This window comes from Streptomyces sp. NPDC046859, assembly GCF_040645135.1.
Taxonomy (GTDB): domain Bacteria; phylum Actinomycetota; class Actinomycetes; order Streptomycetales; family Streptomycetaceae; genus Streptomyces.
On record NZ_JBEYXR010000011.1, the window covers coordinates 180,412 to 203,644 of the forward strand.

Here is a 23,233-nt window from a genome sequence, read left to right on the forward strand (position 1 = left end):
CGAATCCGCCGGGGGTGTTCGGCTGAGGCGTGCCGAATCCGCCGGGGGTGTTCGGCTGAGGCGTGCCGAATCCGCCGGAGGTGTCCTGGCTCTGCTGCGGCGCCGTCGGACCGGGCTGCTGCTGCGGGTAGCCGTAGGCGCCGGACGCAGGGGCGGCGCCCGGGACGGACTGCTGCTGGGGGAAGCCGTAGCCACCCGCGGTCTGCCCCTGCTGCGGCGCGGCCGGTGTGCTCCGGGCCGGTGCGGGTCCCGGGCCGGCCGGAACGCCGGGTGGACCCGCGGGCGTTCCGACGGGTGGGCCGGTCGGCGGCGGTGGTGCCGCCCGCTCGGCATCCTGCTGACCGCTCGGCGGGGAGCCACCCTGCGTGCTCTGGGCGTACCAGGCTGGAGGTGTGTAGACGATTTCGAACTCGCCCGTCAGATCCACCTCGTGATCGTCCCCGTCCGAGGAAGGGCTCCCGCCGTTGTACTCGGACCGATCCCTGTTCACTGCTTGCCTCCTGGTCAGCCACTGCTGCTGAGCGTGTCGTCGTCGCGGCCGGGCGGACCGAGTGGCGAGTCCCCCGCGACTGCGATCGTCACCGCACCACCAGAAGCCTAATCACTCGCTTGGCGGGACGGAAAAGGCCCCATGTGCGCGGACGCTATAGCCCGGACTCCGTGGACGGAAGGGGTTTCCGGGCCCGGAGGGACCTGACCGCCGAGCCCGCCGGAAGCGGGCCGCCGGCCCCGGGGGACCTCCGGTCGAGCCCCCGAAGGACGCGACGGTCGAGCCTCCGACGGTGTGACGGTCGAGCCCCGGAGCGCCCGACCGGTGAACACCGGCACAAGTCCCGCGCGGGTGCGCCCCGTTCACACCGCGCCCGGCACCGACGACGGCTCAGTCCATCCGGCGGGCCACACCGAGCAGCCCCGTCTCCGCGTCGGTGGGCTCGGTCATCACGAACTTCTGGTGCTTGCGCGTACACCACAGCGCGACGCCGTCGTGCAGCGTCGGAAGGTGCTGAAGGTGCTCCTCCGGGATGCCCAGGGTGTCCTTCACGGCCTCGGTCTCGTACGGCGAGATGCGCTGGATGCCCACGAGGTGGGCCTGCGCCAGCCAGCGCGGAGCGTGCTCGCTGACGAACGGCAGCACCGTCACCACGGACTGCCACGGCACCGACGTCACCCGTCCACGCGGCGGACGGATACCGCAGTCCCGGATCAGCACGACCGGGCTGGACACGGACGGGCCCTGCGCGGGCACCCGGCCCACCGGGTACACCGTCACACACTGCTGACCGCCGCCGGCCGCCTGGGCCAACTGCTGCCACGCCTGCGGGCGGCCGGTCTCCACACCCACGCGCGCCCCGGTCGCGGCGGCCCGCAGCGCCAGCACCTGCGCCAGCCACAGACCGCCCACGAGCACGACGTCGAAGGGCGTGGGCCGGGCCAGTCCAAGCACCGCCGGCTGCGACTCCGCGTCGGTGCCGATGAGTACACCGTCGTCACCGATCGGCATGCTGATCGCCGCGAGCTCGTCGACGGTCACCACGTGACGGTTGCGGCGGGGGCCGCGCAGCCCGAACCCCGGGCTGAAGATGCGCCGTTGACGCTGGGGCGCCTCCGGCTGCCGGATGATCGGGATCATGCCGGTGTCGGTGGGGGAGGCCACATGGGCCGGGGTGCCGGGGGTGCGGCCCTGCTGTCCCGGGGGCATGGTCGGAGCGGGCTGGGACATCAGTAGGTACCTCCGAGCGGCAGAGTGGCGAGGGCTCCGGGGACCTGCTCCCGGTCGAGGCGGACCAGACCGACCTTCGCGGCGCTCGCGGCCCGCTCCAACTCCCTGCCCACCTCGCCGAGTTCGTCGTCGCCGCGCGCGGTGACACGGATGTGCCCGGTGAGGGCGACACCCCGGTTGCCGGCCTTGCTCAGGGTCATGCTGAACGTCGTGGCCAGCACCGGCAGCGAGGTGAACCGCGTCACCAGCTCCGGCAGCGCCACCCCGCCGGGGCCCAACTGCGGCCAGCGGGACACCCAGTACGTGGTGTGCCACCGGTCGTCGACCCGCCAGGTGCGCACCGCCTCGACCGTACGGCGCTGGGTGCGCCCGTCCTGGCCGTGCTGCTGGTTGGCGCGCGGGTTCAGGCAACTGGAGGTCGCGAGCGCCTGCACCAGTTCGGTCTCGTCGAGGATCGTCGCCTTGAAGCCGGCGCCGGCCAGCCGGCTCGCCAACTGGTCCGCCACCCGCAGCAGGGCGCGCTGCGCGCCCGGGACCCCGTCCCCGCGCGCCTTCACCGCCTCCGGGCACAGCTCCGGGTCCAGCTTGAGGGCCACCCAGGTCAGCCGCAGCGCGGGCGAACCGGACTGCGCCTGGAGCGGGCCGTAGGAGCGCGCGGCGAGCGACTGCGGCGGCAGGTGCGGCGCGGGCGCCGGCTGGGTGTGCTGCACGACCTGCACGGAGGCCAGCCGGATCCCGTCGACCTCCAGGGCGTCCTGGACCAGCTTGAGCGGCAGTTGCCGTTCGCCCGCTCCGGGGCGCAGCGGCTGGTCGCCGGGCTGCACGAAGAGCACGGCCGTCAGGAACGTGCCGTCGCCGATCATCCCGATCGAGCGGTCGTCACGGGACACGAAGGAGTACGTCCGCAGGGCCGGGTCGCACTCGACGACCGGCACCAGCATGGCGTCCGTCCCCGGCGGCACGGGCAGTTTGGCGTCCCGCCGGCGCCGGCTCAGGGCGCGCGTCGTCTCGTACCACTCCGGCAGGGGGCGGCGGCCGCGGCGCAGCACGGCGAGGAGCAGCAGCAGCGCGGCCACGGCACCGGCCGGGGCAAGCAGCCAGGATGTCCCGGCGGCCCAGGCGGCCACCATGACGGCCGCGGCCAGCTCGACCAGGATCAGCTGCTGCAGACGTACCGGACCGAGCCCGCCCGGGCGGGGCAGCGTGCGCGGCGAGGCGGCGGAGGGAGCGGCAGGCGTACGTCTGCCGTCCGGACCTCCCGGTTGCTGCGGTGCGCGGCGTCCGCGCCGAGTGCTCGTAGCGCTGCTCATCCCCCGGGACATCCCTTTCGCGAAGTAGTGGCCGTCGGGCGGGCGGGAACCGCTGTCCCGGATCCCGGCGCCGGGCCGGAGGCTTCATCGGCCCACACCATCCATGCGGGTGGCTCACGGTACCCGCTGCGGCACTTCGGGCGACACATGGGGACACCCGAACCCACGGACAACACCCCAGCCCCAAATGGCCAGCCTGCCATGGTCCGCGCCCGCGTGGTGGAGAGCCGTGGAGAAGCTCTGTGAAGATGCGAGGGCCGGTTCCCACCTGAGGGATCGTCGGCACACGGCGCAGGGCATAGTAGGTCCCTGCACGGCCGTTGCGGCCTTTTCGAGCGCGATCGAAGCATCACCAAACGGGAGATACGGGGACCATGGCAAAGCGTCGGGACGAGCTCGCCGCCTACACGTTCGCTCGCAAGCGCACCGTCGCGGCCTTCCTGGCGCCGTCGCCGGGCGGCTCGGAGGAAGGCGCCCCGCGCCCCGTGCGCACGGTGATGCCGAGCCTCGCCGTCGGAGTGGTCCTGGTCATCGGCTTCATCGCATGGGGCGTCATCAAGCCCACCGCTCCCAAGGGCTGGGACACCCCCGGCGAGCACATCATCGTCGACAGCGACTCCACCACGCGGTACGTGGTCCTCGACCCGAACCCCAAGGACAGCAAGGTGGAGAAGGTCCTCCACCCGGTCCTCAACTACGCCTCCGCGAAGCTGCTGCTCGACAAGGGCAAGGGCAGCGTGCTCGAGGTCCCCGGCAAGGAGATCGACAAGAGCGGCATCCGGCACGGAGCGACCATCGGCATCCCCTACGCGCCCGACCGGCTCCCCTCCAAGGAGGACGCCGAGAAGACCAAGACCTGGGCGGTGTGCGAGCGTCCGGCGCCGGGCTCCAAGGCGGCCATCGACCGCGCGGTCTTCGTCTTCGACGACAGCGACGCCAAGTCCCTGGAGAACACGGGGAAGGTCGACCCCCGCGAGGCCCTGTACGTCACCGACACCAGGACCAGGACCGAGTACCTGGTCGACAGCAAGGGGAACCGCTTCCTGCTCGGCGGGAAGGCCGGACTCGACGAGACCTCCATGGAGCAGCTGCGGTCCGCCGTCATCGGCAGCAGCGCCACCACCGACCCGCAGCCGGTGAGCCAGGAATGGCTCAACACCCTCAACGACGGTGGGGACATCACCTTCCCCGTCGTGCCCGGCGCCGGCGGCCAGACCGCCGTGCAGGGGCTCCCCGCCGAGGCGGGCACCATCGGCCAGGTGCTGCGGGCCCGTGACGCCCAGGGCGAGCAGTTCTACATCGTCCTGAAGGACAAGGTCGCGGCCGTCTCGCCGTTCGTCGCCGCCCTGCTCGTGGCGCGCGACGACAACGGCGCCCTGAAGGTCGACACCCGCGCCGTCATCGAGGCCAACGGCGGCCGCGCGGACCGTTTTTACGCCGACAAGGGCTGGCCCGAGATCGTCCCCCGGCAGGCCAACAGCGCCAACACGGCGACCGGCGCGACGATCAGGACCTCCTGCAGCGTCTACAAGGGCACCTTCGGCGCGGACCGCAAGCCGAGCCTGGCGGCCTGGGCCGGGGCCGACTACCCCAAGAAGGTCATCACCGACTCGCTGAGCGCCTACGTCTCCTCCGGCTCCGGCCTGCTGTTCCAGGAGGTCGCCGGTACGGCCGCGGGCGGCGGCGCCACGTACCTGCTGACGGACACGGGCCTGCGGTACTCCCTGCCCAAGGGCAACGACAGCGAGGCGCAGAACCCGGCCGCGTCGGCCGGCGGCTCGTCCCAGGGCGAGGCGAGCGAGACGGACAAGGCCCGTACCCGGCTGGGCTACGAGGACCTCAACCAGCCGGCGGTCGTGCCGCAGACGTGGGCGACGTTCATTCCGAAGGGGCCGACGCTCGACACGGCGGGTGCGGCGCAGCCGCAGAGCCAGTGACACGGGTACGGACAGGGGGGCCGGTCCGCCGGCCCCAACAACCCCTTGCCGCAACCCATTTGAGGTAAGACGGCGCACGGGTCACAGCTTCGTCGCTCGTGTGTGTGAGGCGTGTAACTGATTGGCCGCGCCTGTGGATGAGTGACAGGCTGACGATAGAGTGTTTGCAGCGCTCAAGCGTGCGAAGCAGCTCCGGGCAACGGCATCAGGTTTCCCGGATCAACGACGACATGGGGGAAGGTTCACATGGCCGGCCAGTTCCGGGTAACAGAGGACGAACTCACCAAGCTCTCCAGCGACATCAGCACCGCCAACGGTCAGCTGCAGGGCGAGATCCGCCGCCTCAACGGAGTGATCGACCAGATCGCGGGCGGCTGGAAGGGCCAGGCTGCCCAGTCCTACCGCCAGTTGCAGGAGCGCTGGAACGCGGACGCGAAGAAGATGAGCGACATCCTCAACGACATCAAGGAAGCCGTGGACTCCACGCGGAGCAACTACTCCGCGTCCGAGGAGCAGCAGAACTCCGAGATCAGCAAGATCATGTCGGACTTCGGCTGATCGAGCCGTACCGGTTCGCGCGTCGTGCCGTCCACCGGCAGGACCCGTCCGCTCCTCCCTCTTTCCAGCGACTTTCCTCCGAATCTTCCTGAAAGGGAATGACGATGTCGATCCTCGTCAATTACGCAACCATCACCAACGCGTCCACCGACGTGAAGTCGACGGCCGGCCGCATCAAGCAGCAGCTGGACGACCTCGAGGCCGCCGTCAAGCGCGTCGCCAACACCTGGGAGGGTGAGGCGCAGGAGGGGTACCAGCGCAAGCAGCGCGAGTGGGACCAGACCGCCGCCGACCTGCACTCCACCCTGCTGAAGATCTCCACCGCCCTGCAGAGCGCCGCCGAGAACTACCAGGCCACGGAGAAGAGCAACGCCTCCACCTGGGGCTGAGCCAGCCGGCGAACCGGGGGACATCGGATGAAGAGATTCGGCCCAGCCGACGCCATGGCGTCCGCTGGGCCGACCTCTGCTTCGGGGTCGTTCACACCGTCTTCCGGACTGCGCACGGTAAATCCGCCGAATCTTCACATCGGCCAACGGCGCGGGACACGCGCCGGCGGCCGGGACACCGTCGACAAGAAAGCCCTGGGGACCTGGACATGAGGGGCCTGAACGTGGAGGGCCACAAGGCCCGTTCGCGTAGCCGCACGAGTGGGACCCGCGCACTGAAGCGGGTCCTCGGCGTGCTCGCGGTGACGGGTACCTGCGTCACCGCGACGCCGTTCGCCCCCACGGCGGCGGCCGACGGCGGCCCGGACTTCGGTCTGTCGGCCAGCACCGAGTGCGTGTTCGGCGGCGACGTCATCAAGTCCACGCCCTGGTCGCTCCAGCGGATCCTCCTGGACCAGCTGTGGGAGCACTCCACGGGCAAGGGCGTCAAGGTCGCGGTGATCGACACGGGCGTGGACAAGCGGAACCAGCAGCTGACGGCCGCGGTGACCGGCGGCAAGAGCTACGTCGACGGCTCCGCCACCCGGGACATCGAGGGCCACGGGACACGCGTGGCGGGCATCATCGCCGCCCGCCCGCTGAAGGGCACCGGCTTCGTGGGGCTCGCCCCCGACGCCGACATCCTGTCCTACCGCTACACGGGCGGCGAGGAGAAGCAGGGCAACTCCCGCACGATGTCCCAGGCGATCGGCGCCGCGGTCGCCGCCGGGGCCGACGTCATCAACATCTCCTCGGACACCGCGAACAAGGTGGACGACGGGGGACTGCGCGCCGCCGTCGCCTCCGCCGTGCAGAAGGGCGCGCTGATCGTCGCGGCGGCCGGCAACGATGGGGCGGACGGCAAGTTCGCCGACACCTACCCGGCCGCGTACGACGGCGTCCTGGCGGTCGGCGCCTCCGACCGCAACGACGAGCGGGCCTTCTTCTCGCAGTCCGGCGACTTCGTGGACGTGGCGGCACCCGGCGTCGGCATGGTCTCCACCGTCCCGGGCGGCGGCCAGTGCACCGCCGACGGCACGAGCTTCGCGGCGCCGTACGTCGCGGGCGTGGCGGCCCTGCTGAAGGAGAAGCACCCGGAGTGGAAGGCGGCCCAGATCGCCACCCGCATCGAGCAGACCGCCCAGCGCCCGGGCCGCGGCCCCAACGGCTTCATCGGCTGGGGCGTCGTCGACCCGGTGGCGGCTCTCTCGGACGACTCGACCCCGGGCACGACTCCGGAACCGGATCCGCCGGTGAAGGCCGGGTCTGGCGGTGTCGTCCCGATGGCTGTGACGATGGGCGAGACCGAGGCGGAACGTGAACGCCGCACGGCCATCTACGTATTGGGCACAGGGGTGGCCCTGGCCCTGGTGATCGCGGGCAGCGGCGTAGCCGTACGGGACTGGCGCACCCGACGGACCGGGCGATGAGCAGGCATCCGGGGATGCCGAGGACTTGGACAACAGGGGAGAGGACAACGGGGTATGAGTAACGGGATGCGGGTTGATCTGAGCGCGCTGGACGAGGTCATCCGAAAGCTGTGGACGCTGCTGGACGACATGGACAAGGCGGGGCAGACGTCGCGGTACAACACGGAGATCCCTGCTAGCGCTTTCGGCAACATTGGCACGTTCAAAGAGGCGGGCGACCTCTTCGGTGCGCATAAGAGGGCCAAGGACGACCTTGAGCGCGCGATCAAGGGGTTGCATGACCTGATCGACCGGTTCGGTAAGAGCACGTCCAAGGTAAAGGACAAGTACACCGAGCAGGAGTACGCGAACAAGCACCAAATGGGTGGTAACACAGGGGGCTCGGACGGCTCCTTCGCCAAGTAGTCCGATCGAGGATCACCTATTAAGGGAGAGTTCAAGTGGCCGGTGACAAAGAGCTACCTAAGCCTGCAATTGAAAACGACGTCTGCGTCGCAGACCCGGGTCGACCTGAAACCAAGACCTCATTCATCGACTACTCGCTCAAAGAGCTGAAGCAGATGCTTGAGGGAACCAACCCCGACCTGATCGAAGAGACGGGCCGGCACTGGGGTAAAGTCCAAGAAATTCTTGCGGGAGGCCAGGGGGGAGGAATTGCTGGCCTGCTCGACAAGTCGGTCGACAATGTGCTGGAGCACTGGGAAGGTGAGGCTGCCCGTGCCTTCGAAAAGGAGGCGCGCAAGATCTCGCAAAGTCTGCGTAACGCAGCTTGGCATGCGGATCTCAATAGTGGCCAGATGGCGGACGCTGGCTCGCAACTGCGCAGGTACAAAGCGCAGCTGGATGAGATCGACGAGCCAAGCGGGTGGGCGAAGGTTGGTGACGCCCTCAGTGACTGGCAGTGGGACAACGGTGAAGCCGTGGCTAGCGACCTGAAGGACCGCAAGCTGACAGCGGCGGAAGTTGCACAGATCAACGAAGGCAAGATCGGTGCAAGTCGTGAGGCTCAACTCAATGGCGTGAGCGTTATGGAGAACCTCGGCGCTCAGTACATGCGGGTAACTCGGAACCTTAAGAACAACACCATAAGGGACTCCGGAGACGGACATGTCGGCGAGCCCAACCGCGATGTGGAGTACCCTCCGCCAGTTACGCCGCCCAGCGGAGGTGCTTCGCGTCCCGGTACCTCGGGCCCGACTCCGAAGCCTTGGAGCGCGGGACCGACCACAAGTGTGAAGCCCGCACCCAACCTGCCCCGCGACCAAGGCATCACGGGGGGCACGCAGCTCCCTGCAGCCAGAACAAAGATTGACAGCATCACACCCGGGCTGACAGGAACTGGTCCTGTACCCAGCCCTGGCGCAGGCTCCGGTAGTGGGGGAGTCGGCACTGGCGGGGCGTCTGGCCCGGGCATCGTTGCGCCTGGTGGAGGACCTGGCTTTGGGCGCGGATCCTCCATCGGCCGTGGAGGCATCGGCGCACTTGGTGGCCGCGGGGGTATGACAGGCGGCGGCTCGGCTGCTGGACGCGGTGCCGGAGGACGAGCCGGCGTCGGTGGTATGGGTGGTGCTGGAGCTGGTGGAGCCGGCCGTGGCGCTGGTGCGGGAAGCGGCCGTGGATCCCTCGCGAAGGCTCGCGGCGGCGTCGTAGGTGCAGCAAAGGGGATCGCCGGTAAGGGCGCTGGCGGTGGCGCTGGCCTGCACGGCAGTCGCGGTGGCACGCAGCGCGGCGGTATGGCTGGTGGCATGGCTGGCGGTATGGGTGGTCGTAACGGACGACGGTCCGACAAGGAAAACAGCCAGGGTGACCGTCCCGACTACCTGGTCGAAGACGAGGAGACCTGGATCTCCGAAGAGGATCGCAACCGCAACGTGCCGCGGACCATCGAGTAGGTTCGAGCGGCGGCCGCACAGCGAGGTGTGCGGCCGCCGACGGCTGGTGAGCCCGATTGGGTGAGTGAGGAGTGGAGTAGTGGGTTTCAAGCGAGTCTGGTCTGCGGCGGGAGTCCTGACGCTGACGGGAGGTCTGCTCCTCACCACAGCCCACACTGCGTCTGCGGATTACATCAGAGAAAAGCAATGGGCCCTGGGCGCTTTTGCTGCAGAGGATGTATGGCCTGAATCTCAGGGTGCGGGCGTCACTGTGGCTGTAGTTGACTCAGGCGTTGATGCCACACATCCAGATCTCAACGGTCAAGTGCTGGCGGGGAAAGACTTCACCGGCGGTGAAGACGCGCATGAGGACCTTGTGGGTCACGGCACAAAAATGGCGAGCATCATTGCCGGTCATGGACATGGTGCTGGTAATGACTCCGGCGTCATCGGGTTGGCGCCAAAAGCGAAAATTCTGCCGCTGCGCACACTCCAGACGCGAAAAGATAGAAATCTCGAAGAAACGTGGGGGCCCGCTGTTCGGTATGCGGTGGATAACGGCGCCAAGGTCATCAATCTGTCGTTTGGTAGCGATGGCGGCAGTAAGACCTCGAGTGAAGGTGTCGAGGCCATTGCGTATGCCCAAGCACATGACGTGATTGTTGTTGCGGCGGCTGGTAATGAGGGGGCTGCTGTGATCGAGCCGGCGGCACTCCCAGGAGTCGTGTCTGTGGGTGCTGTGAATGAGAAGGCCAACCTTTGGGAGGATTCAAATACCGGCAAGGCATTGGCCCTCACCGCGCCCGGTGCGGACATCGTGGGCGCCAACAACACTATGTCCAATGGATATGGCGTTTCGAGTGGTACCTCTGAAGCAACTGCGTATGTGTCCGCTGCCGCCGCCTTGGTCCGATCCAAGTATCCTGATCTCACCGCAGGCCAGGTGATCAACCGCCTGATCAAGACGGCTACATTCGCCCACCACAAGGGCTTGAAGGCGCCTGACGAGAAGTACGGCTACGGCATCGTTCGACCGTACTCTGCGCTCACAACGGACGTCCCGGCCGGGTCGAAGAAGAACCCTCTGGGGCAGCTCGAGGCAGCTTCTGTCTCTAACCAGTCGTCCCCAGGCAAGGACTCTGCGACTCAAGCCGAGAACGAGTCCTCCAGCAACCTCGTGCTCATCGGCGGCATCGCCGCAGTAGTGGTCATCGGCGTTGTCGCCTTCGTAGTAATCCGGAGTCGCCGCAACGGCGGCAACAATGGCGGCCCCGGCGCCGGTGCGCCCTCTCCGGCCCCGGGTTACCAGCCGTATCCCAACGCTGCCTCGGGCCAGGGCTACTCATCGCACCCCGGTCAGGGCCCGCAGAACCCGAACCCGTACTCCTGACATGAGCACACGCCTCGCGTCCCGGGCAGCGACACGCCCGGGGCGCGGCAGTGTGCTGAATCCGTCGGTGTGATAGGCGGCGATGCGACTGGCCACGGTGCTTGTTGGTGCCACAGGAGCAGGCTCAGTAGGCGAGGCAGAGTCGGAGCCGACGAGCTTAAGTTTCTTGGCGAGTTGCGCGGCACTTGTAATTGTCGCGACCAAGGGCGCACGGGCGAAGTGCAGGTCTCCTGGCAGCCACGGCGGTACCCAGCGCAGTGCCAGGGCTAGCCGCAACCGACGGTCCGAGGACGAGAACAGCCGCGTGGCCACCCCGACTACCCGGTCGTGGACGAAGAGACCCGGCCAATTGAGTGCATCGAGAGTGGAATAAACGGCGTGCCGTCGTCCGTCGAGCCAGGCTCGTGTAGCCAAAGCTGAGTGAGGAGCAAGGGAATGGGTGTCAAGCGAGTCCGGTCCACCACTGGAGTCGTGGCGTTGACGGGCATCTTGCTCCTCACTTCGGCGCCGATGGCATCGGCTGATCAGGTGCGAGACGCTCAATGGCCTCTGACCGTTTATGACGCTGAGAAGGTGTGGAAGACGTCTCAGGGAGAAGGCGTCACGGTCGCGGTGATCGACTCGGGGGTTGATGCTAGTCACCCAGATCTGACTGGTCAGGTCCTGCCTGGAAAGGACTTCACCAACGCCGGCGACCCACACAAGGATGATGACGGGCATGGAACCGGCATGGCCAGTCTCATCGCCGGACATGGCCATGGGGTAAATGGCTCATCGGGAGTCCTGGGTCTTGCACCGAAGGCAAAAATTCTGCCGATTCGTACTGGCTCAAACGGTGACAAACTAAATACGACGGAATGGGCCGCCGGAGTTCGCTATGCGGTGGACCATGGCGCCACTGTGATCAATTTGTCGCTGGTTGACTCTTCCGCCTATCCCGGATCCAAGGCCGCTAAGGCGATTGAGTACGCGCAAGATCATGACGCGGTGGTAGTGGCTGGTGCGGGAAATGATGCTGGCACCGTCAACTATCCTGCTGCTCTCCCGGGTGTGGTCGCCGTATCCGCTGTGAATCAGGGCCTCAACTTCTGGTCGAAATCAAACACCGGCAACGTAACGGTTGCAGCGCCTGGTGTTGAAACCCCTCAGGCTGACCCCACCAGTTCTAGTGGCTACGTAGTGGCAGACGGTACTTCGGGCTCGACCGCCTACGTATCAGCCATCGTCGCTCTCCTCCGCTCCAAGTACCCCGACCTGACCGCAGGGCAAATCATTAACCGCCTGGTGAAGTCCGCGTCCTTCCTCCAGCATGAAGGTAAGAAGGCCCCGGACCGCGAACTCGGCTACGGCATCGCCCGGCCCGGCACCGCCCTCACCATGGACATCCCCAAGGGGTCCAAGCAGGGTCCCTTCCTCAAGGGATCGTCGTCGACCTCGACGAATTCCGTGGCAGGGTCGGACGACAGCGACAGCACCACCCACGCCAAGAAAAAGAAGAAGAAGTTCTCCTCCGGCAAGATTCTCCTGATCGGCGGCATCGCCGTAGCGGTGGTCATCGTCGGCTTCCTCCTCGCCGTCCTCCGCAACCGCCGCAACGGCGGCAACAACGGCGGCCCCGGCGCCGGCGGCGGCACCCCAGCTCAGGGGCCGGGCTACCAGCCGTACCCCAACGCAGGTACCCCCGGTCAGGGCTACCCGCCGTACCCCGGTCAGGGCCAGGGGCCGCAGAACCCCAACCCGTACTCCTGACAGCAACGTCCCATCCCGTGCCCCGGGCAGCGACACGCCCGGGGCGCCGGTGTGTGCGAAACCGCTGCCGTCACCGCTCGTTGAGATCAGTACGAGCGTGAGCGTGCACAGGGGAAGCAGGGGGCGCCATGGCTGCCAATTCGGCGTCCTACGAAGACGGCGTGGGCCGGAATCTAGCCAAAAAATTCGAGTTACAGGCGTACGACCTGCGCGCCTATCTCAAGAAATTCCGTGACGAGACCGGAGAAGAGGCGATCTCCGACGGCTTCGGTTTTCTGACGGAGTCGGACGAAGTCCGAAACGCCTACATCGAGTACTCGACCACCGCAGCCGGCGCCATGAAAGCCGTCCACCAGCACCTGGACACGCTCGCCGAGGCGTTGCGGCAGGTCAACAAGAACACGGAAGTCACCGACGGCGACGTCGCCGTGCTCTTCGGTAAAAGCACCGGAGCACAAGGATGAGCGGCAACGAGACCGGCACGGAAGAGCTCATCGAACTCGGCCTCGAGCTCATCAACCCCGGTGGCCGACCGGCCGAACTCCGACAGGCCGCCAAAGCTTGGCGACAACTCAAGTCGGATGTCGCGGGCCCGGACGGTCTCCTCAAAGCTCTCGACCGAAATGTCGAGGACACCGTCGGCCACACCTGGCGAGGACCGGCGGCAGAAGCCTTCAAGCACCACTGGCGTGAGTTCAAGGCGGCCGTCCAGGACGCGGTCGAGGAGTACGACGACATCGCCGCACAACTCGACGCCGTCGCCGACGAGATCGAGGCCGTCAACGAAGAGATCCACGCCATCTACGCCGAGATCGGCGTATCCATCGGCGTCGGTGTCGCCCTGTCGTTCGTCAGCTTCGGCGTAGCAGGCGGTGCCGCCGCCGCGAACGTCACCCGCCTCGCCGCCCAGGCCGTCCGCATCTCCGCCCGCCTGGGCGCGCTGCTGCGCCGGATCGCGCAGGCCATCCGTGCTTACCAGCAGGCCGGGACGATGACCCGGTTGACGGCCGGGTTCTTCGTGAACTGGGTCGGCAACACCGGCGGATCCCTACTCGGCGCGGGCCTCACCGGCGAGAACGTCGACGCGGCCAAGGTGTGGGAATCGACGTGGCAGGGAGGTCTCGCCGCCGCCGCCGGCACCCCCGTCGCCGGGCCAGCAAGTGCCCTCACGCGCCGAATGTTCCCGAGACTCGGCGACGCGGCGGGGTCGCTCGTCGAGAACGCCGCGGGCGGCGCCGTGGGCAACATGGCCGGAGGCCTCGCCACGGACGCCCACACCGCCCTCACCACGAACGAAGACCCCGCGTGGTTGAAGAACCTCGGAGTCAATGCGGCGGGCGGAGCGGTCGGCGGGGCGACCGTCGGCGCCGTCGGGCGGTACAGGGACGCCATCCCCACGGCCAGGGACTGGGATGCCTCACGCTACGGGCGGCGCGGCGAGAATCCCGACTTCGCCATCGAGGGCCCCGCCGGAGGCGTCACCGCCGGACTGGCGGGCGCCGGCGGAGAACTCGCCGATCGCCCCGAACCGCCGGAAGACCCCAAGCGCCGTCGGGAGAAGGAAGCGGAAGGGCCGCACACGGCGTTCGGGCGCGAACAGCGCAGTCTTGAAGAAGAGTTCGGATGACGGTGGGCTCCAGCGCTTTGGTCCGCTGCCTGACTCTGCTGGGCCTGTCCCTCGCCACCACGGTGTCCATCGTCCTCCTCCAGCCCTCCCTCCGCCTGCCCCGATGGGATCTCTTCGCGTGCCTGATGCTGGGCGCAGTGGCTGCGGGCGCGAGCATCTTCCTCGTCCGACGCCCCGTCCCGGGCCGTGACGACGGCGCGGGCAGGCACTGGTGGGCCGACCAACGCAACGCGTGGGTCAACTTCGCGACGATGTCCTGGCCGGTGGTCGCCTCTCTCGTCGCCCACGCTGTGCTCTCGCCCTCTCCCGCAGCCTGGACGATCTTCGATGCCGGGCACGCGATCCGCTCCACCAAGATCGAGAAAGTCCTGTCGGCGGAACACATCGGGACGGGGCGCAACCGGCAGTACGACTCCACCGTGCGGGTGTCCGTGCCGTACGAGACAGGTACGGAGACCTACGAGACGGGGCTGATCTCGAGGAAGGAGCCGTTGCGGGGAGAGGAGACCTGGGTGCTCTTCGCGCCTTCGTCCCCGGAGAGCGGCTACCTCATCGGCGACCGGCAATGGCTCGAGGAGCAGATCGGCGGACGGGCAGACGCAGGGACGATTCTGGTGACGTCGATGTACCTCACGGCCTGCTGGTTGTTGGCCCTGGTCGGCAGATGGCGCTCAGATCCCGTGGGGCACCTTCCTCGCGGAGTCCAGAAGAAGCGGCTGCGCGTTCTGCCCGTCCGTGTCACCGGGGTGGGAGTGGCCATCGACGAGCGCCCACCAACCAGCCGGGTGACCACACACCTCAAACCGCGCGTCCATATGGCCAGTACGGACGGCGACGACCTGCTTCTGCACCTCTATCTGGATGACATCGTCCACCACGTGCCCCTGGCCAAGGACCTCAAGGGCGCGCGGGGAACGGCCTACTGGTACGGCGATGGCCGCGACCTCGCGTACGCGAAGTCGGTGGGAGTCGGCGTACTGGTCCTGGACGACGGCCGTTTCGTCGCCGGTTGGCTCGAGACCGCCGATCCCGCGGCGGAACTACCGGCGGACGCGGTACCGGGTGATGATCACGATCTTCCCGACCCGGAAGGTGTGAGGGCGATCCACCCCGCCTCTCCGGTCGAGGCGCACGCCAACTACATTTTCCTACGCTCACTCCTGGCCGCCATCCCGATCCTCGGCGTGACCACCTTCGGGGTAGGGGACGCCGGGACGGTCGTTCTCGCCATCACATCCGTCGTCGTGGTGCTGCGCGGGCGGAGGCGTGCAAGGCGTCGCGTGCAGCAGTACCTGAAGATCGGGGCCTCGCTGCAGGACGTCCGCACAGGAACTGTCCGTACCTCGTGAACGGCGACTGTCACGTGCGTCACGGCTGATTCCGGGCCGCCGGCCGTGTGCCGTGTTGCGTCCTGCGGCAGGCTTGGGCACTGCGGGGCGGCCACCCACCGTTCCCCCCCACCTATCGAGAAGGGACACCTTCCATGGGCGCAATCGTCCTGATGGTCGGCCTCGTCGTGCTGATCGGTCTTGGCATCGTCTTCGCCGTAGTGCGCGGCCGCCGCTCCTCCGGACCCGGTCAGGTCGGCCCCGGCCCGCACGGCCATCCCCAGCCGGGCTATTCGCCCCAGCAGCCGGCGTACCCGCCCCCGGGGCAGCAGCCGTACCCGCAGAGCGCGCACCCGCCGAACCCGTACCAGCAGAACGCCGCCCCCGGATATCCGCCCCCGCCCGGACAGGCCCCCCAGCCCCAGCAGCCGAATCCCTACGGCCAGCAGCCGCCGAACGGGGGCCAGTGAGATTCTCCCCGCGTAGGCGGAGTGCTGCTCCGCCTACGCGAAGAACATCACCAGCAGGCTGAGCCCGACGCCGACCACACCCACCGCGATCAGTGTGTAGACCGTGCTGAGCAGACCGTGTCCCACCGCCTGCTTGGCACGGTTGAAGTCGGAGGTGCCGCCGAAGGCGAAGCCCGTGGTGGTGCACAGGAGTCCGAGGGCGAGAGGGATCAGGGAGCCGAACCACCACGCGCAGCCGACCGCGATCGAGCCCACCCAGCCGTGGTCCTGCTGGTAGGACGTGTCACCGGTCTTCAGGGCCTCGATCACCTCGCCCCGCTGGTGCAGGGAGTCGCTGCGCAGCTCGGCGTTGAGATCCTTGACGGAGCCGTCGGTGGCGGTGAACGTGCCGTAGCACCACCTGGTCTTGGTGCGCTTGCGCGAGGTGCTGGACGAACCGCTGCGGTGCTTGTAGTCGACCGTGCAGGTCTCGACCGTGAGCTTGCCCGCAGTGGACGTGGAGTACGTGTACGGCCCGAGGTAGGCGCCCAGGGCCAGGAGGACCACGCTCGCCAGGATCAGGCCGACGCCGATCAGCCGGCCGAGGCCGCCCGCGCTCGATCCCGACGAGGTGGAGCTCGCTTGTGCTTGTGCCATGGGGGTGTTCCTCACGGTGCGATTACGGGGGTGGTCACGGGCGAGAGCGCGTGTTCGGGGCGGGCGGTCCAGGATTCGGGCTTCACAGGACGAGCGCGCAGATCAACGCCGCCAGGAGACCCAGGGCGAAGAGGCCGCCCAGCAGCGGGCCGGTGACGGTGGCGGCCGGCAGGCGTCGCCAGGACGCGGCGAAGCCGATGCCGTTGCGGGCACCGAAGCCGGTCAGCAGGCAGTAGGCGCCCGCGGCGAGCAGGGAGAGACAGAGCGCGACGACGGCCGCGTCGTCCCCGGGATCGCGGTCCTGGGGAAGTTCGAACGTGTCGTCGACCTGTATCACGGGGATCTTCGAGCCTGTCTCGAAACGCGATGAAGTGTCCACTTCCACGTCCTCGTAGGAAGTGTCACCGTGCCGCGCGGTCCAGGTCCCGACGCAGTTGAACCGGAGTTCGGTGGAACGTCGGTGCGTACCGTAACGAGTCTTCGTGTGTGCCTCGCATGAAGAAACCGTGAGGGTTCCCTCGGTCCCTTCTCCCGCGAGTTCACTGCGCAGTTCCGGTATCGCCACCGCGGCGATGACTACAGCCGCGAGGAGTGCTCCGAGCCCTATGAGCCGTCCCGTCCAGAGGCTTGCTGAGCTGGGGTGATGCGGCGGTGACGTCACCACTTGGGTGTCCTTTGGTCAACTTGACGATCTCTTGACCCATCGACTTTCCGGGTCGTGCGCGAGGAGTCTAAGCTACCGGCCTGTCGTGCAATATGACGTGCTGCACCGGGAGTTCGGGGGAGATGCGATGACGTTCGGCGGATTTGACGTGGATACGGCTGTGCTGCGACGGCAGGGCCAGAATTTCAGCGACCTCGGAGCCGATTTCGCCAAGGCGTCCAAAAAACTGGAGAGTTCTCTTGAAGGTCTCGGAGAGCCCTGGTCGGACGCCGATTTCGGAGATGTCTTCGGCGAGATCTACACGCCGATCCGGGACGGAATCCTCACCTCGATGGACAGTCTCGCCGAACGGCTCCAGGAGATCGGGCGCACACTTCAGGACAACGCCCGCACGTACGACGCCTCCGACACCTCGAACAGCGGCCTGCTGAGCGGCATCGCCGGTCAACTCTGAGCGGGCCCGGGGGATTTCACATGTCGCTCACTCTGCCCGGCGAGCTCGTCTGGGTGCTGGACCTGCTCGGTTACAACTGGCCCGAGGCCGACGAGGAGGCGCTCCACCAGGTCGCCGAGACCTGGCGCGGCTTCGGCGCGGAACTCGAGAAGATCCAGGCGCAGGGCGAGGGCTTCGCCCGTACCGTCGTCGCCGGCAATGCCGGCTCGGCCATCGAGGGCTTCAGCAAGGACTGGGGCGCCTACACCGGCGCGAACGGCGAGGACAGATACCTGCCCGACGCGAGCATCGCGTGCGAGGTGATCGCCCTGGCCTTCGACGCGGCCGCCATCGCGGTCCTCACGGCGAAACTGTCCGTCATCGCCCAGCTCATCGCCCTCGCCATCGAGATCATCGCGGCGCAGGCGGCGGCGCCCTTCACCTTCGGGCTGTCCGAGCTCGGGGCGATGGGCGCGACCCAAGCCGCCCGTGTCATCGTCCGCGAGCTGCTCGACCGCCTCAAGAAGGAGGTCATGGAGGCCGTCACGAAGGCCATGGAGCACGCCACCGTGGACGCCCTGAAGAAGGTCGCCAAGCGGGTCGTCAAGGAGCAGGTCAAGCAGATCGTCCAGGAGAAGGTCGTCGACGCGGCCAAGGAGAAGGCCCGCGAGGCCGCCGTCGGCATGGCCCAGAACGTCGGCCAGCAGGGCATCGAGGCCTACTTCGACGCCCGTTCCGGCATCGATCTCGGGGAGACGGCCGACGTCGCGAGGAAGGCGGGCGGCGAGTACCTGGACGGCCTGAGGACCGAGGTCACGGGAGGAGAGGGCTCGTCGCTCGCCGGTTACCTCGATCCGAATACGTACATCGACCGTGGCACGGAGGCGGTCACAGGCGCGGCCGGTGACCGCGTGCAGCGGGGAGTCGACGCGCTGAGCGGGCATGGCGGGACGGGCGGGGAGCAGGCATCCGGCGATCCGACTCCGGCCGCCGAATCACCCGCCGACCCGCCCGCCGTGCCTGCGGCGGCTGCCCACACCGCAGCTCCCCGTCCGTCCCGTCCCTCCAGCCCTCCGGCCGCTTCGGGGGTCGGGGAGGACTGGGCGCGGAGCGAGTTCGGGTGATGGTTTGTCCCTAAGAGTCCATGCGCTGAGTTCGGTGGCCGACTCTCCAGGGGACCTGTACACCTTTCTGCAGAGGCTATGTCCGCTTTTCGTCAGCCGAGTTGAGGCGAAGCAGGCGAGTAGGCGCCCACGGCGCGTTGAAGGGCTCGCGGGTGCATTGGTAAGTTCACGCCGGTCGAGACCCGCCGACCACCGATGAGGTGTTCCCTTGGACAGCGCCCGTGACGACTCCGAGAGACGCGTAGACGACTCCGAGTTCTTCGAGATGACGCAGCAGGACCCTGCTCAGGCGAAGATCCTGCGGCAGTCACTTGAGCATCTGGCCTCGGGTCTGGGTGGTCCGGCACTCAAGGAAATGGCACAGGAAGTTCTCTCCGGGCGGATGGGGCTGCGTGAGGCAGCCAATGTCTCGGTGTATGCCGAGGAGGCCGTCCAGCAGTCGACGCCACTGGCTGAGAAGTGGGCCGCCATGTCCGACAGTGAGCGTGCGGAGCTCGCCGCAGAGGGAGAGCACCAGCTCCAGGAGCGGCGGAAGGAAGAAGAGGGGCGTGCCGCGTCCGAGAACCGATCGGACGCGAAGTCACGTCACGACGGACGTGGCTGGTCCTTGTACTGAGTGTCCGGGAGGCCGTGTGGCTTTGGGCCGGCTCTCCGAGACAGGACGACCGACGTGCCCGCTGAGGCGGGTGATGGGGGAACTGTGGACTTCAATGTGGATCCCGACGCGATCGACGGCTTTTCGAAGCTGATCGGGCGAGCCGCCGAGGGCGGTGAGAAGGCCGTGGCCTACGTGCGGACACATACCCAGATCGAGAAGGGCGGAGGGGACCTCTACGATCTTGTCACCGGAGATCACGACCGATATGTGAGCGAGGCCGAGAAGGCGCTGGCCAAAGTTCGTGGCGTGCTGGACTCCTCCATGAAGGAACTGGCGAAGTCGGCCACCTACTATCGGGCCACGGACCGGGATGAGGCCGCCAAGCTCGATGCCACTTATCCGGGTTCCAAGGTGTCGGCCGGCGCATCCGGCGGAAGCCCGCACGACTTTTCGGACGCCAGCGACGCAGCGGACATGCTGAAGCCGCCGGACGGGGACAGCAACAACCCGCTCGTCAAATACTTGTCGGGCCATGCGGACGAATACCAGATGAGTCCCGTTCAGAAGACGCTTGGCAGCGCACTCGACCTGGGCAGTCCGGCGGCCATGGCGGTCGAGGCGTCCAAACTGCTTTTCGACTTCGATCCCTTCGCCGTGTGCACGAACTGGGTGTTCGGGGACTGGAACAAGTACAACGACTGCGCTGATGTATGGAACAACCTCGCTTCTTTCTGCGATGCGGTTGCTGCCAACGTGCGCAAGGGCACCCAGAACGTGGGACTCAGCTGGGACGGCAATGCGGCGGACGCCGCCACGGTCTACTTCGATGAATTCAGCAAGAAGCTGGATCAAATCAAGGAGACCTTCGAATCTCTGCGGACCTGCTACGCGCAAGCCGCACAACTGGCCTTCCAGCTCGCTGAAGCCCTCAAAGCGATCCTCGTCACACTCTGTGACATGCTCGTCGTATGGATGGTCAACCTGGCCGCGGCGTGGGCGGTGAACGCGATTCCGGTCGGGGGACAGGTGGCCTCTGCGGGCATGTTTGCGTTGGCTGCTGCCCAGGCTGTGCGAATCATGGAGATGTGGGCAGAGGCCGCCAAGACGTTCGACAGGTTCGCGATGGCGCTGAGCGGGATTGCCCTGGCCGCCTCGGCAGCCGTCAACGGGTTCTCAGCGGCGGAGGGTTTTCCTGAAGTGAACACGAGCAGTTACGACCACCAGGCCGTCTAGCAGACGACGAGGACAGATTCGATGAGTTTCTTCGGCGGGGTGGACGACCTGGAGCGTTTCCTCACCCGATCCTGCTATATGAGTGTCGTGTCCGTCCCGGCCTGCTGGGGTCTCATGGTCTTCCTTGCCAACGATGTGGGCTGGCGATTCAGCTACTTGCTGACAGGCGTAATCCCCCTGGTCGCAGCGTATTTGGGCGTCCGAGGCAAGCGGGAGATTCGTACGGGGATGGCGCTCGGGGCGCTCGGGCTCGCCCTCGTTTCGACGCCGTTGATGCTCTACCTGGCGCACATCGAGGGCTGAAGCCCAGGCAGCTCGGTCGGTTCGGCGAGCTTCGTTTTCGGCGCGGAATGTGCTGAATTCACGCGCCGAAGTTCGTGGCACCATCAGTCGTGCGGCTCAGACCCATTCCAGTCCGTAGGAGGCCAGGTCCCATGTGCTGTCCTCGAAGTCGTGGCCCTCGAGGATGAGCGTCCAGGTCTCGGCTTGGGAGGCGGGGCGGTCGATCTGCTCGCACCACCTGGCGAGGTTGTCCTGTGCGTCTTTGTGGTCGGTGACGTAGGGGAAGTGGGTTCTTCGGAACTCGTCGTACAGCCGGGCCATGGCGAAGAATTGGGTGAGGCTGCTGCCGGCGATCGGGTCGGGGGAGCCGCCCGTGGTGTCCCGGTAGAGCCGGCCGGTGCTGCCGTCGAGCAGGAGCCTGGAGTACATCCACATGCCGAGCTCGTAGAACGGGCCGCTGCTGGGTGCTTCGCTCTTGGCGCGGCGTTGCCGGGGCAGGTGCCGGTCCTGGCCGGGCCAGGCCACTTCGATCAGGGGGCTGTCCCCGCGCGGGGTGATGTCCAGGTGCAGGAAGTCCCTGATCTCCGGCAGACCCGTCCGGGTGAGGAAGTCCCGTGTGGCGGGATCCGTGAGGCCGTGGGGGAGCTGTCCATCCGCGAGCTGGTGGCAGGTCCCTGCGCCGAAAGTCTCTTCGAGCCAGTCCCGCAAACCTTCACCGCGTAGGGCGGCGGCCGCGGACGGGGGCAGCGGGCAGGGAGCGGGGCGGGTGTGTGCGGCGATCATGGGTCGCTTGGCGTATGTGTCCTGGGCGGTGCTTGCCGTGGTCTCGACGGATACGGCGAACAGGCCCGCGGTGCCGGCGAGCACCCAGTGCCCGTCGACGTAGAGGCCCTTGGTCACGGCCTGGGGGCAGGCGGGCGGCTCGGGGACGGCGTGCCTCTCCAGCTTCCAGCCGTTGTCCGTGTGCTCGGCGAAAATGACGTCCGCTGCCTCATGACTTTCGGAGCGTCGCGGGCTGCTCCAGGGGAGAGGGGCGTCGGACAGAGAGGCGTGCACCTCGACCGGAGCCGCGACAGGGTCCCCGGTCGTCGGGCTCCACTCCTGGCGAAGGTACCGGTATTTCGGGTAAGCGATCTTGCCGGTGGTCGCGTCTCGTGCTGTGACGATGTTCAGGCCCGACTCCGCGACTACGAAGCCGAGTTCATCGACGCGGCCGACGTCGCCCTGGATGCGGCCGAAGATGCCCGCGGTGCGCCAGTGGGTCCACGTGGTCTGCCACGGCAACGGAATGCCCGCGGCCAGTAGCCCATCGGCCAGCTCGGTGCGGCCCGAGCTGAGCGCGGCGTGGTGGAGCCAGGCCACCCACTCACCCTGTGAAGAGGGGGAGACGCCCTGGACCTCCAGATAGTGCAGCATCGCGGCCACGCTTCCGTACGGCACGCCGTCGGGGTGGGCGATGGCGAGGGCCTCACGCAGTGTGGTGACCGAGAACTGGGCCAACAGCCGTCCGTCGTTCAGGAGTCGGGGCAGAACACCGGCCAGGGCTGCATGCAGGGGAAGCGCCTGAGCGGCGTACCGCCTCACCGAGCCCTGCTCCGACCAGAGCCCCGGTCCGTCGCCGTCCGTCGTCGAGGACATGAAGGCGTCGACGGCGCGGGATTGGATCGCGGAATCCCAAGGTTGCTTGCGTCGCCATGCATGGCGAAACGCTTCGGACCGGAACGCGACCGATGACCGGTCTTCGTCCACGACCAGGACGTCCGGGCGCTTCTCGGCGAAGGAGAGGAGCGTGCGCGCCTCCGCGGGCACCCCGTGCGCGGAGCACAGCAACTGCCAGACCGGCACCGGCACCTGGCGAAGCTCGGCAGCGGCCAGTGCGCCCAGCCACCCGGCCGCGGTCGGCTCCTCCCCGGCAGTCTCCGCGGCCGAAGCCGGTGCCGGCAAGGTGACTTCGTACTGGGCGGTACGGCGGAATCTCACGAGGGCAGGGTCGTACTCCGCCATGACCCAGACCTCACGACCTTGGAACCGTCGGAACCCCGGAGCCAGAATCTCCGCCACACGGGTCGGTTCGGTCGACGTCACCGTCTCACCCGCGTACTGCACATCGGTGAGGAGGAGGACACAGGGGCGCCCGGCGGGAGCGGCACGGCACTCCTCGCGCATGCGGGTGGCCACCGCGTCGGCGCTCATACTCCGGCAGTCGATGAGTGTGGCGCTGGGCCAGCGGTCCCGCACAGCACCCAGATACGCGGTCTTGCCACTGAGCGCCGGGCCGAGGACGGAGAACACTCGCCGCCGGCCCGCGGGCAACTCCCGCCAGGCTTCGATACGAGCCCAGTCCTCGGCGCTGATCTCGGGCACTCGTGTGTCCCCCCCTATGAGTGGTGATGCGGTCCCTGACGTGATCGATCCTGCTTGGTGTTGCGGCACCTGAGGGGATGC

General features: G+C 67.6%; 23 protein-coding genes. 17 read left to right on the forward strand and 6 right to left on the reverse strand.

All coding sequences use genetic code 11. From position 1 onward, the window contains the following. The 3 genes from ABZ899_RS18870 to eccE form a co-directional block, all read right to left on the reverse strand. The coding region (locus ABZ899_RS18870; RefSeq protein WP_361347133.1) for an SCO5717 family growth-regulating ATPase at nt 1–490 on the reverse strand (490 nt) is incomplete at its 3' end. Nucleotides 491–880: 390 nt separating this feature from the next. After that, entirely contained in the window at nt 881–1,720 is an 840-nt protein-coding gene (locus tag ABZ899_RS18875; RefSeq protein WP_361347136.1) for a hypothetical protein, read from the reverse strand. After that, nucleotides 1,720–3,030 carry a type VII secretion protein EccE gene (eccE, locus tag ABZ899_RS18880; protein ID WP_361347138.1) on the reverse strand — a complete coding sequence of 437 codons (1,311 nt, stop codon included), beginning with the start codon at nt 3,028–3,030 and terminating at the stop codon, nt 1,720–1,722. The genes ABZ899_RS18875 and eccE overlap by 1 nt, the downstream gene beginning before the upstream one ends. 374 nt (nt 3,031–3,404) lie before the next feature. Here eccE and eccB point away from each other — a divergent pair, with 374 nt between their 5' ends. The 12 genes from eccB to ABZ899_RS18940 all read left to right on the forward strand — a co-directional run bounded on the left by eccB (nt 3,405) and on the right by ABZ899_RS18940 (nt 15,818). Beyond that, on the forward strand, nt 3,405–4,967 hold the full coding sequence (gene eccB, locus ABZ899_RS18885; RefSeq protein WP_361347140.1) for a type VII secretion protein EccB: 1,563 nt from the start codon (nt 3,405–3,407) through the stop codon (nt 4,965–4,967). Nucleotides 4,968–5,213: 246 nt separating this feature from the next. Beyond that, the gene (locus ABZ899_RS18890; RefSeq protein WP_055623214.1) at nt 5,214–5,525 is read left to right on the forward strand and encodes a WXG100 family type VII secretion target; all 312 of its coding nucleotides are present in this window, start codon (nt 5,214–5,216) and stop codon (nt 5,523–5,525) included. A gap of 98 nt (nt 5,526–5,623) precedes the next feature. Then, nucleotides 5,624–5,914 carry a WXG100 family type VII secretion target gene (locus ABZ899_RS18895; protein WP_055623213.1) on the forward strand — a complete coding sequence of 97 codons (291 nt, stop codon included), beginning with the start codon at nt 5,624–5,626 and terminating at the stop codon, nt 5,912–5,914. A 209-nt stretch (nt 5,915–6,123) separates the two neighbouring features. Next, entirely contained in the window at nt 6,124–7,383 is a 1,260-nt protein-coding gene (gene mycP, locus ABZ899_RS18900) for a type VII secretion-associated serine protease mycosin (protein ID WP_361347144.1), read from the forward strand. A 66-nt stretch (nt 7,384–7,449) separates the two neighbouring features. Next, a complete protein-coding gene (locus ABZ899_RS18905) occupies nt 7,450–7,788 on the forward strand; it encodes a hypothetical protein (protein WP_361347147.1) in 339 nt (112 codons plus the stop codon). A 35-nt stretch (nt 7,789–7,823) separates the two neighbouring features. Then, nucleotides 7,824–9,275, forward strand: a complete 1,452-nt coding sequence (locus ABZ899_RS18910; RefSeq protein WP_361347150.1) for a hypothetical protein — start codon at nt 7,824–7,826, stop codon at nt 9,273–9,275. A 79-nt stretch (nt 9,276–9,354) separates the two neighbouring features. Further along, entirely contained in the window at nt 9,355–10,644 is a 1,290-nt protein-coding gene (mycP, locus tag ABZ899_RS18915; RefSeq protein ID WP_361347153.1) for a type VII secretion-associated serine protease mycosin, read from the forward strand. A 435-nt stretch (nt 10,645–11,079) separates the two neighbouring features. After that, the gene (locus tag ABZ899_RS18920; RefSeq protein WP_361347156.1) at nt 11,080–12,393 is read left to right on the forward strand and encodes a S8 family serine peptidase; all 1,314 of its coding nucleotides are present in this window, start codon (nt 11,080–11,082) and stop codon (nt 12,391–12,393) included. 128 nt (nt 12,394–12,521) lie between these two features. Next, nucleotides 12,522–12,857 (forward strand): hypothetical protein, encoded by a 336-nt coding sequence (locus ABZ899_RS18925; RefSeq protein WP_361347159.1) that lies wholly within the window; start codon nt 12,522–12,524, stop codon nt 12,855–12,857. Beyond that, nucleotides 12,854–14,020: a WXG100 family type VII secretion target gene (locus ABZ899_RS18930; protein ID WP_361347160.1), complete on the forward strand. Its 1,167-nt coding sequence runs from the start codon at nt 12,854–12,856 to the stop codon at nt 14,018–14,020. Before ABZ899_RS18925 ends, ABZ899_RS18930 begins: the two co-directional genes overlap by 4 nt. Continuing rightward, nucleotides 14,017–15,369 (forward strand): hypothetical protein, encoded by a 1,353-nt coding sequence (locus tag ABZ899_RS18935; protein WP_361347162.1) that lies wholly within the window; start codon nt 14,017–14,019, stop codon nt 15,367–15,369. Before ABZ899_RS18930 ends, ABZ899_RS18935 begins: the two co-directional genes overlap by 4 nt. Nucleotides 15,370–15,503: 134 nt before the next feature. Then, nucleotides 15,504–15,818: a hypothetical protein gene (locus ABZ899_RS18940; RefSeq protein WP_361347165.1), complete on the forward strand. Its 315-nt coding sequence runs from the start codon at nt 15,504–15,506 to the stop codon at nt 15,816–15,818. A gap of 33 nt (nt 15,819–15,851) precedes the next feature. Here ABZ899_RS18940 and ABZ899_RS18945 read toward each other — a convergent pair whose 3' ends face one another. After that, the gene (locus ABZ899_RS18945; RefSeq protein WP_361347168.1) at nt 15,852–16,454 is read right to left on the reverse strand and encodes a hypothetical protein; all 603 of its coding nucleotides are present in this window, start codon (nt 16,452–16,454) and stop codon (nt 15,852–15,854) included. Between the two features lie 82 nt (nt 16,455–16,536). Then, a complete protein-coding gene (locus tag ABZ899_RS18950) occupies nt 16,537–16,833 on the reverse strand; it encodes a hypothetical protein (RefSeq protein ID WP_361347171.1) in 297 nt (98 codons plus the stop codon). Nucleotides 16,834–17,203: 370 nt separating this feature from the next. On the opposite strand from ABZ899_RS18950, the gene ABZ899_RS18955 reads away from it, so the two are divergent. The 5 genes from ABZ899_RS18955 (at nt 17,204) to ABZ899_RS18975 (ending at nt 20,809) form a co-directional block, all read left to right on the forward strand. Next, entirely contained in the window at nt 17,204–17,572 is a 369-nt protein-coding gene (locus ABZ899_RS18955) for a hypothetical protein (protein WP_361347173.1), read from the forward strand. Nucleotides 17,573–17,592: 20 nt separating this feature from the next. Then, nucleotides 17,593–18,675: a PE-PGRS family protein gene (locus tag ABZ899_RS18960; RefSeq protein WP_361347176.1), complete on the forward strand. Its 1,083-nt coding sequence runs from the start codon at nt 17,593–17,595 to the stop codon at nt 18,673–18,675. A gap of 208 nt (nt 18,676–18,883) precedes the next feature. Next, the gene (locus ABZ899_RS18965) at nt 18,884–19,291 is read left to right on the forward strand and encodes a hypothetical protein (protein WP_361347178.1); all 408 of its coding nucleotides are present in this window, start codon (nt 18,884–18,886) and stop codon (nt 19,289–19,291) included. 84 nt (nt 19,292–19,375) lie between these two features. Next, nucleotides 19,376–20,506: a hypothetical protein gene (locus tag ABZ899_RS18970; protein WP_361347181.1), complete on the forward strand. Its 1,131-nt coding sequence runs from the start codon at nt 19,376–19,378 to the stop codon at nt 20,504–20,506. A 21-nt stretch (nt 20,507–20,527) separates the two neighbouring features. Beyond that, nucleotides 20,528–20,809, forward strand: a complete 282-nt coding sequence (locus tag ABZ899_RS18975) for a hypothetical protein (protein ID WP_361347184.1) — start codon at nt 20,528–20,530, stop codon at nt 20,807–20,809. 96 nt (nt 20,810–20,905) lie between these two features. Here ABZ899_RS18975 and ABZ899_RS18980 read toward each other — a convergent pair whose 3' ends face one another. Next, nucleotides 20,906–23,152 (reverse strand): SUKH-4 family immunity protein, encoded by a 2,247-nt coding sequence (locus ABZ899_RS18980; protein ID WP_361347187.1) that lies wholly within the window; start codon nt 23,150–23,152, stop codon nt 20,906–20,908. Nucleotides 23,153–23,233 lie beyond the last annotated feature (81 nt).